This is a genomic window from Mycobacterium sp. (assembly GCF_035653355.1).
Lineage (GTDB): Bacteria > Actinomycetota > Actinomycetes > Mycobacteriales > Mycobacteriaceae > Mycobacterium.
Genome location: NZ_DASRBZ010000342.1, coordinates 1 through 8,726, shown reverse-complemented (window position 1 = coordinate 8,726; position 8,726 = coordinate 1). Strand labels below are relative to the sequence as shown.

The following is an 8,726-nucleotide window of genomic DNA, read 5'->3' as shown; positions in this document are numbered from 1 at the left end:
TGCTGCTCACCGACGGGCTGTTCGAAGGTCACTCCGGCCGGGGCAGGGAGCGCCTAGGTGAGGAAGGGCTGCTTGAGGTGGCTCGATCGTTTGCCGCGTTGCCGGGGCCGGACTTCGTGGCCGCACTCATCGATGAAGTGGAGCGACGAGCACAGGCCCACGGCGGCATCAGCGACGACATAGCCGTCGTGCGGGTGGAGCGAATCCCGACATGAGAGAACCGATAGAGGCTGGCGGCGCGGAGAACACGAGCCGGCAGCGGGCTCGACGCCTCACCGTGCAGGGCTGGCAAAACGTCGTGCTCTCGGTGATGGGTGTGGTCGTGCTCGCAGGCACGCTGGCCGGCGGACTGCTGCTGACCCGCACCGACCATGTATCACGTGAGCTCATGGATGACATCGAGCCGGCGCGCGTAGCCTCGTACCAATTGCAGTCGGCTCTGCGCGACCAGGAGACCGCTGTCCGCGGGTACGTCATGACCTCCGACCGCCAATTCCTCATGCCGTATTACCAAGGACAACGCAACGAGCAAGCGGCGGCCCAAGACATCCGCGATCGTATGGCCCACCGCCACAACATGATCGACGACCTGCAGACCATCGAAAACGCCGCCGCGACATGGCGCAGCACCTACGCCGAGCCGCTCATCGCAAGCGTCAGCCGCGGCGGCAGCAATCCCGCAACCACCAACAGCGCACAGGGCAAGGCAGACTTCGACCGCCTGCGCGGCCTTTTCGACGCGCAGAACGAACACCTTCTCTCCGCCCGGGACGCGGCGGTCGACGAGCTCACCCGGGTGCGCCGCTGGCGCGACACCGTCCTGGCGGCCATGTTGGCGGCATTCTTCGCCATGACAATTCTTTTGGCTTTGCTGGTGCGCAGCGCTGTCACCCGTCCACTTGCAGCGCTGGCCGCGTCATGCCGGCGCATCACCGCCGGAAACTTCAGCGAACGCATCGCCCCCAGAGGGCCGAAAGAAATCCGCGGCATCGCGCGCGACGTAGAAGAGATGCGTCAGCGAATCGTGGAGGAGCTCGATGCGTCGCGCTCGGCTCGCGAGACTCTCGACGAGCAGGCACTCGAGTTGCGCCGGTCCAACGCCGAGCTCGAGCAGTTCGCCTACGTCGCCTCGCACGACCTGCAGGAGCCGCTGCGAAAGGTGGCATCCTTTTGCCAGCTGATCGAAAAGCGCTACGGCGACAAGCTCGATGAGCGTGGAACCGAATACATCGGATTCGCCGTCGACGGCGCCAAGCGCATGCAGGTGCTGATCAACGATTTGCTGACCTTCTCACGAGTAGGGCGACTCAACGCCACACACACCGACGTCGACCTCAATGATGCGCTGGATACCGCCCTAGCCAACCTGGCCACCGCGATTGAAGAGTCCGATGCCCAGATCATCCGTCCTGAGCATCCCCTGCCAACAGTCGAGGGCGACCCGACACTGCTTGTCATGGTGTGGCAGAACCTTATCGGCAACGCGGTGAAGTTCCGCCAAGAAAATGTCGCCCCTCGAGTCGTCATCGACTGCGAACCCGGCGACGAGAAGTGGCTCTTTTCGGTGACCGACAACGGCATCGGCATCGCCGAAGAGTTCACCGACAAGGTGTTCGTCATATTCCAGCGGTTGCATGGCCGAGACACTTACAGCGGCACCGGAATCGGCCTTGCGCTTTGCAAGAAGATTGTCGAGCACCACGGCGGAACCATCTGGATCGACACCTCATACACCGAAGGAACGCGGTTTCGCTTCACTCTGCCTGCAGTGCCCATCGCCGCGCCGGAGCAGACACCGGAGCCGACGCCGGAGCAGACATCGGCCGCACTCCTGGAAGGAGCACACGAATGACATCGGCCACCCGAGCCATCGACGTCCTGCTGATCGAGGACGATGCCGGTGATGAGCTCATCACCAGAGAGGCGTTCGAACACAACAAGATCAAAAACACGCTGCACGTGGCACACGACGGCGAGGAGGGACTGGACTTCCTCTACCAGCGTGGGCAATTCGAAGGTGCGCCCCGGCCAGACCTGATCCTGCTGGATCTAAACCTGCCGAAATACGATGGCAGGCAACTACTGGAGACGATCAAGTCCGATCCGGACCTCTGCCATATCCCGGTCGTCGTTCTCACCACCTCGTCAGCCGAGGAAGACATCCTGCGCAGCTATAAGCTGCACGCCAATGCCTATGTCACCAAACCCGTTGACCTTGACCAGTTCATGAGCGCGGTGCGGCAGATCGACGAATTCTTCGTTCAAGTGGTGCGACTGCCGAACTCATGAGCCGGCGAGGTGTTCACCGCATCGATGCCGGTCCATTCCAAGCGCACCCGCGTGCCCGTGGGCGACCCATCGATGACGGCTCGGTCAGCGAGGGCACGCATTAACGGGATACCGCGACCCCGGGCTAGATCGCGGGCTTGCGGGTCGACCGTCAACCAGGAACCTTCGTCGGTCACGGTGACCGACAGGACGGCTGCGGCGGGGTCGTATTCGGCGAGCACGTGCATGGCGCCCGGCTGATCGGCAGTCGCGTATGCGGATTCAGCCGCGTTGGCCAATGCCTCGTTGACAGCCAGGACGACGTCGTTGATCTTGGCTGCGTCGAGCGCGAAATGCTTTCGCAGCCACCGAGAGAACTCTTCGCGAATTAGCGCGGCCGTCAACGGGTCGGCTCTGGCGTTCATTCGCGCAAAGTGTGCGCGCTGGCGTGAATCCTCGGCGGCTGACATTTCGGACAACTGGCTACCCGATGCGTCGGAATTTAATTCGTGAGGGCAGCAAGCGCTTCGTCCAGGGTCGGGTAGAGATCGATGACATCAGCGATGCCGACGACCTTGAGTGGCCTGCTCGTCACCGGCCCGTCGGCCACCACCGCGAAGCGCACCGACGGGGTGAGCTCATCGTGTGCGGACATCAGGACGCCCATGCCGGCCGAGGCCAGGAATTCGACGGCTTTCAGGTCGACGACGACTGCCTTGGGTGGGCGCTGGCCTGCCGCCGAGATCGCTTGCTGGAGCTGCGGCGCGGTGAGCATGTCGACTGTGCCGGCGACCGACACGACGCTGATGTCGCCTATTTGCCGTTCTTCGATAGCGCAGCTGCTTCCCGCCGCGTCACCAGTAACTTCGGGTCCCCTACCCATCCCCACCTCCACCGGTTTATTTGGCCGCAGATTCTACCGGGAGGGTCGCTAGCCGCCTCGCCCCTGCCGCCGTAACCCCGCCTGACGCTCGAGAGACGACAGGCAACGAAGGGCGCCGCGGCCACCGATGACAACATTTCCGTCATGAACGATCCAGGGCAGCCACATGGTGGCTCTGTCACCCCGGGTCAAGGCAACCCGCCGCCGGGCCGCGTTCGGGTCCACGTGCCCGACCGCGCCGATCCCTGGATAGCGGCTGTCGCGGCCACGCTTCTTGCGATGCTTTTTTCGTGGCGGCCGTCGTTCTGGTTCGACGAGGCCGCCACGGTCGCTGCAGCGAACCGGTCGGAGATCGACATCCTGCGATTGTTGCTCAACTTCGACGCGGTCCATGGCCTGTATTACCTGACCATGCACGCCTGGTTCTCGTGGGTGCCGATCAACGAGTTCACTGCGCGACTTCCCAGTGCAGTAGCGGTGGGCGTCGCCGCGGCCGGCGTGGTTGTGCTGGGCAAGCTGGTGGCCGACCGGCCCACAGCGTGGGCAGCGGCGGTGGCGTTCACGGTGCTGCCACGCACGCTGTGGTCGGCGGTGGAGGCCCGGTCCTACGCGTTGACCGCCGCGGTGGCGGTGTGGCTGACAGTGGTTCTGGTGATCGCTGCCGCTCGACGCGGGTCTGCGCTGTGGGTTCTGTACGCCCTGACACTCTCGCTGGCCATCGTCACCTACGTGTATCTGGGCGTGTTGGTGCTCGCGCACGCCGTCACGCTGTCCGTGACACGAAAGTGGCGGCAACTGTTGCCCTTTGTCCTTGCGGTGGCGGCGGCACTCGTCTTGGCGTCGCCGCTTATTGCGTTGGCGGCCCGGCAACGCCACACCCAGCTCTGGTGGATCGGCGGAGGCGGCTACCTCACCGGCGTCATCTGGGAGCAATGGCTCACCGGCTCACGGCTTTTCATGTGCGCAACGGTCATCCTGTTGGCGTGGGGATCGGTGCTTCTCATCACGAGAAAGATCGGCCGGGATGCTCTCGCGGTAGCGCTGCCATGGGTTGTCGTGCCGACCGCGGTTCTGGTCAGCTACTCGGCCCTCGTAACCGATATCTACTCACCGAGATATCTGACGTACACTGCGCCGGGCCTCGGCTTGCTGCTTGGGGTCTGTGCCGCAGCCATCGCACGGGAGCGATCCCGAATCCTGGTGGTAATCCTGGCAGTTCTCACGGTCACTTCAAGCACCGCGTTCGTGACACAACGCAGCGTATACGGAAAACCGGGCGGCGCTGACTATTCGGAAATCGCCCGTGTTGTCAAAGCCAATTCACGACCCCATGACTGCCTCGCGTTCGGCACGGCAGCCCATGAACCGCTGCGGGCGGCTGCCGCTGCACGCCCAGACGCCTTCGCTCGCCTCGACGATGTGGCGGCCGGTGTGCCGGGACCCTATGCGGCCCAGTTGTGGACGCAGGACCTTCCGCTCGACAGCGACGCAGTGCGGCCACGGCTAGCGGCCTGCACGGTGTTGTGGGCAGTCGTCGACCGCACCACACCGTCGTCTGTCGTGAATATCGCTCAACGGCAAGGGTTCAAAGTGGACCGCGAATGGGTCCTGCACCGCAGCAACGTTATTCGGTTGCAACGAGCTTGAGGCAGTTCACCAGACGCGTATGTAGTCCACGAGCATTTGCGACGGGAACGTACCCGCGGCAGGATCACCGGCGCCAACCCCACCGACTGCAAGGGTGAACATGGGGGTCATCCAATAGCCGGGATTGTTGAACGGCCACCGCTTGTCGTCGGGATTGCCGTGAACAGGGATGGGTTTCGCCGGAACACTGAAGTACGGTGCCCCGTCGCGGGCGAAATGGAAACCGTCCTCCAACCATGCCATTTGCCAGGTGTGCCAGGCACTGTCAACCATGCCCGGGATCGATTTGCCTTCCCAGGTTTTCCCGTTGGATGCCGCGTGGACCGTGGTCCCCGGTGGCCACTGGCCATTGCCGTACCACTCGAAGATGTCGACCTCGCCGTCTGGCATGGGATCCTCGTTGACAGTCCAGAACGAGGGCCAGAGGCCGGGGTACAAACAGTCCAGCTTTATCCGGGCTTCCCATGTGTGGCCGATAGGGCCCCGCCAGTTGCCTCGCACTTTGCCGCTGTAGTACTGGTCGCCTTCTCGGGTGGCTTGGAGTACGAGATTGGAATTGCCGTCGAGGAAAACGTTTTGGGCGCGGTATATGCCCTCGACCGGCGGGAACACGTCGTCTTGCCAGGTCTGCACCGTCCACTTGGCCGGATCGGGACCTGAGCCCGCTGGGCCGTCGAACTCGTCGGAGAAAATGTAGTTCCCGCCAGAGGAGCCGGCCGGCGCGGCCGGTGGCGGAACGGGAACCGGCGCGTCCGGAGCAGGCGGGTGCGCCCACGCCTGCGGGAGCCGGACCGCGGCTGCGAGTGCGCCGAGTCCCGTCATCAACAACATGCTGCGACGATCCATCTCAGATACCACCAATCGGAACAGGCTGGGAATCAGACAGGGCGCAAATCGCTGTAGGCTCAACGTTCGCAAACGGCGCTCGAATGAAACCATGCGAAGCACCAGCCGCGCAACGCAATCCGACGGTGCGCCTGGCCCGCACGTCGCCAAGGGCGGTGAAAACCCCGCGGGCGTTCACCACACACGCACCCAGTCGATGAGCATGTCCGCCGGATAGGTACCCGGCCGCGGGTCGCCGCCACCGGAACCGGCAACCGCCAGGTTCAACACTGGAAATGCCTGGTAGCCAGGGTCATTGAACGGCCAATCCGCGATGGAGTTGGCCGCAACAGTGAAGTACGGCTGGGCGCCGTCAACATAGTCCTGCCAGAAGCGGATACCGGCGTCGTCCCACTGGCATCGCCAGGTGTGCCAGCCGCTGTCCACCGCGATGTTGTGAGTCGCCCATTGCGAGCCGTTCGCTTTCGTGTGGACAGTGGTCGCTGATGGCCAGTTGCCGTTGCCATACCACTCGAGGATGTCGATTTCGCCGCGATCATCGTTGCCCAACCAGAAGGCGGGCCAGCACCCGGCGGTCAGACAGTTGAGTTTTATCCGGGCTTCCCAGGTGTGGCCGATGCCGCCCCGCCATGGGCTCTGGACTTTGCCGCTGTAGTAGGTCGGGCCGTCTTTTGCGGCGCGCAAGACAAGGTTGGATTTGCCATCGAGGAACACGTTTCGGCGATCGTCGCGGTATTGCCCGACATTCTCCGGTCTTTCCCAAAACGTCGGGTCCTTCATCGGCTCGCGGGCGCGCGCCACGGTCCACTTCGACGGATCGGGGGCTGAGCCGGCCGGGCCGTCGAATTCGTCGTGGAAAAGGTAATTTCCCGTGGCCGTGTTACCGGGCGGCGCAGCTGGCGGCGAGACCCGATCCGCGGGCGCATCCCGTCCGGACATCGATGCCTCAGCTGGGGGAACGGGCATCGCGGCTGCCAGCACACCGACCCCCGTCATCAGCATCAGACGGCGACGATTCAACTCAGCCACAGCTCGAATGAAACCATGCGCTGCGGCGATCGCGCAGCAGGACCCGGCTCCGCGCCGCACGTCAGGCCCGTCGCCGCAGGTCAGCGAGTCGGGCTGGTTGAAGGGTTAACGCATCGCGGCACCGTCACGACCCTGACGACTGTATTTCGGCGCTGCGACGCACCATCTATAAAGCTTGACGTGCGCGGGCTCAGCAGGCTATTTGCCGCTGCCGATGCCGTATGCGTGGCGGTTCGAGCGGGTAATCTTCCGTGGTCCTTGCCAGAGGGAATCAGCCGTTAAGTTAATCCAGTCCAGGGGTGGTGGCTGAAATTGCAGACCGATATGGTCCCGGACCACCAGCGGGAGTAGTGGTGACTGCCAACTCGCCGGTTGCGCCGATGCTGAGCCGGCTGATGGAAAAGCTGACAGAGCAGAGTGGCCGACTGCACGAGACGCCCGAATACGGAACATGGTTGTTGGGCCGGGTGGACGAAACTCCGAACCGACGGCGGGTCCGCGTTCAGGTCATCCTCACCGTATTGATCCTGGTCGCCAACATCCTCGGGATAGCCGTGGCAGTGTTGCTGGCTACGGTTGCTTTCCCGGTTCCGAGTATCTTCATCGACGCGCCGGCGTGGTTGACGTTCGGTGTAGCACCGGCATACGCCCTTTGCGGCTCAGTGGTGGGCGGCGTTTGGATGACCCGCCGGCTGGTTGGAACCCTGCGCTGGGCGATCGAGGGTCGACCACCCACCAGCACCGATCAGCGCAACACTTTCGTGGCGCCTAGGCGGTTGGCGGCCATTCACCTCATCTTGTGGGGCGTCGGAGCCGCGTTTTTGACCAGCCTTTACGGCGCGGTCAACACCCGATTCATTCCGGGCTGCCTCTTCGGATTCGGGTTCAGCGGCATCATCGTGTCGGCCTACGCCTACCTGCTCACCGAGTTCGCACTGCGTCCGGTAGCCGCGCAGGCGCTTGAGGCGGGCCCCGTGCCGCGGCGGTTCACACCTGGCATCATGGGTCGGGCACTATCCGTATGGTTTTTCGGCTCCGGCATACCTGCATTGGGCATCCTTGTGTTCGCGGTTTTCACCCGATCTGTGTGGCACCTCACCGCACACCAATTCACCAGCGCAGTAATAATTTTGGCGGTAATTATGCTCGTCACCGGCTTGTGCCTGACGTGGATACTGTCGTGGCTCACGGCCACGCCGGTGCGTGGTGTGCGAGCGGCACTCAAAAAGGTAGAACAGGGTGATTTCGGCTGCAGGCTGGTGGCTTTCGACGGCACCGAATTGGGTGAATTGCAGCGGGGATTCAACACGATGGTAGGCGGGCTGCGCGAACGCGAGCGCCTACGAGACCTATTCGGCCGCCATGTCGGGCGCGAGGTCGCCCAGGCTGCAGAACAGCAACAGATTCAACTGGGCGGTGAAGAGCGTTATGTTGCGGTGCTTTTCGTCGACATCGTCGGCTCGACACAGTTGGTGGCCCGCGCGGCGCCGATCGAGGCGGTTGAATTGCTGAATCGGTTCTTCGCAGTCATCGTCGAAGAAGTGGATCGCCACCACGGCTTGGTGAACAAATTCCAGGGTGATGCGGCGCTTGCCGTGTTCGGTGCGCCGCTTCGACTCGAGCAGCCAGGAGACGCGGCGCTGTCAGCGGCACGCTCCATAGCGGATCGCCTGGGCAAGGAGGTACCGGAATGTCCGGCTGGGATCGGTGTGACCGTCGGCCAAGTCGTCGCGGGCAACGTCGGCACCAAGCACCGGTTCGAATACACGGTTATCGGCGATCCCGTCAACGAGGCAGCGCGGTTATGCGAGTTGGCGAAATCGCGCCCCGGGCGCGTCCTCGCTTCTGCCGACGCCCTTGAGTGCGCGGGCCAATCGGAGCGCGTCTGCTGGCGCGTTGACAGAGAGGTCATGCTACGAGGACGCGACCAGCCGACCCGGGTGGCCGTCTCCCGGCCGTGCTGAATGTTGAGCCGGCGTTGTTCTCGGCTCATCTGCGCGGACCGCTAGCCCGTCTCTTCCGGGTGGTCGTCGTCGAGCACGCTGACCGCGAT

9 protein-coding genes are annotated in these 8,726 nt (G+C 63.6%); 5 read left to right on the top strand and 4 right to left on the bottom strand.

The window, feature by feature from the left end:
• The 3 genes from VFA16_RS11980 to VFA16_RS11970 form a co-directional block, all read left to right on the top strand.
• A partial coding sequence (locus tag VFA16_RS11980; RefSeq protein ID WP_324968018.1) for a SpoIIE family protein phosphatase occupies nt 1-215 on the top strand: 215 nt, incomplete at its 5' end.
• Entirely contained in the window at nt 212-1,852 is a 1,641-nt protein-coding gene (locus VFA16_RS11975; protein WP_324968017.1) for a sensor histidine kinase, read from the top strand. The genes VFA16_RS11980 and VFA16_RS11975, both read left to right, overlap by 4 nt.
• Nucleotides 1,849-2,289 (top strand): response regulator, encoded by a 441-nt coding sequence (locus tag VFA16_RS11970; RefSeq protein ID WP_324968016.1) that lies wholly within the window; start codon nt 1,849-1,851, stop codon nt 2,287-2,289. Before VFA16_RS11975 ends, VFA16_RS11970 begins: the two co-directional genes overlap by 4 nt.
• Here VFA16_RS11970 and VFA16_RS11965 read toward each other — a convergent pair.
• On the bottom strand, nt 2,262-2,693 hold the full coding sequence (locus VFA16_RS11965) for an ATP-binding protein (protein WP_324968015.1): 432 nt from the start codon (nt 2,691-2,693) through the stop codon (nt 2,262-2,264). The genes VFA16_RS11970 and VFA16_RS11965 overlap by 28 nt on opposite strands.
• 77 nt (nt 2,694-2,770) lie before the next feature.
• Nucleotides 2,771-3,151, bottom strand: coding sequence for an STAS domain-containing protein (locus VFA16_RS11960; protein WP_324968014.1), 381 nt, complete (start codon nt 3,149-3,151; stop codon nt 2,771-2,773).
• A gap of 279 nt (nt 3,152-3,430) precedes the next feature.
• Between VFA16_RS11960 and VFA16_RS11955 the strand changes: the two genes are divergently transcribed.
• Nucleotides 3,431-4,798 (top strand): mannosyltransferase, encoded by a 1,368-nt coding sequence (locus VFA16_RS11955; protein WP_324968013.1) that lies wholly within the window; start codon nt 3,431-3,433, stop codon nt 4,796-4,798.
• A gap of 6 nt (nt 4,799-4,804) precedes the next feature.
• Here VFA16_RS11955 and VFA16_RS11950 read toward each other — a convergent pair whose 3' ends face one another.
• Together VFA16_RS11950 and VFA16_RS11945 are read right to left on the bottom strand one after the other, a co-directional pair.
• Nucleotides 4,805-5,644: a glycoside hydrolase family 16 protein gene (locus VFA16_RS11950; protein WP_324968012.1), complete on the bottom strand. Its 840-nt coding sequence runs from the start codon at nt 5,642-5,644 to the stop codon at nt 4,805-4,807.
• 174 nt (nt 5,645-5,818) lie between these two features.
• Nucleotides 5,819-6,673, bottom strand: coding sequence for a glycoside hydrolase family 16 protein (locus tag VFA16_RS11945; RefSeq protein WP_324968011.1), 855 nt, complete (start codon nt 6,671-6,673; stop codon nt 5,819-5,821).
• Nucleotides 6,674-7,026: 353 nt separating this feature from the next.
• Between VFA16_RS11945 and VFA16_RS11940 the strand changes: the two genes are divergently transcribed.
• Nucleotides 7,027-8,637, top strand: coding sequence for an adenylate/guanylate cyclase domain-containing protein (locus tag VFA16_RS11940; protein WP_414687702.1), 1,611 nt, complete (start codon nt 7,027-7,029; stop codon nt 8,635-8,637).
• Nucleotides 8,638-8,726: the final 89 nt, after the last annotated feature.

Excerpts from the sequence above, each read along its gene's own strand:
- VFA16_RS11960 (WP_324968014.1), bottom strand. The coding sequence starts at position 3,151 with ATGGGTAGGGGACCCGAAGTTACTGGTGACGCGGCGGGAAGCAGCTGC.
- VFA16_RS11975 (WP_324968017.1), top strand. The coding sequence starts at position 212 with ATGAGAGAACCGATAGAGGCTGGCGGCGCGGAGAACACGAGCCGGCAG.
- VFA16_RS11965 (WP_324968015.1), bottom strand. The coding sequence starts at position 2,693 with ATGAACGCCAGAGCCGACCCGTTGACGGCCGCGCTAATTCGCGAAGAG.
- VFA16_RS11970 (WP_324968016.1), top strand. The coding sequence starts at position 1,849 with ATGACATCGGCCACCCGAGCCATCGACGTCCTGCTGATCGAGGACGAT.
- VFA16_RS11955 (WP_324968013.1), top strand. The coding sequence starts at position 3,431 with ATGCTTTTTTCGTGGCGGCCGTCGTTCTGGTTCGACGAGGCCGCCACG.
- VFA16_RS11950 (WP_324968012.1), bottom strand. The coding sequence starts at position 5,644 with ATGGATCGTCGCAGCATGTTGTTGATGACGGGACTCGGCGCACTCGCA.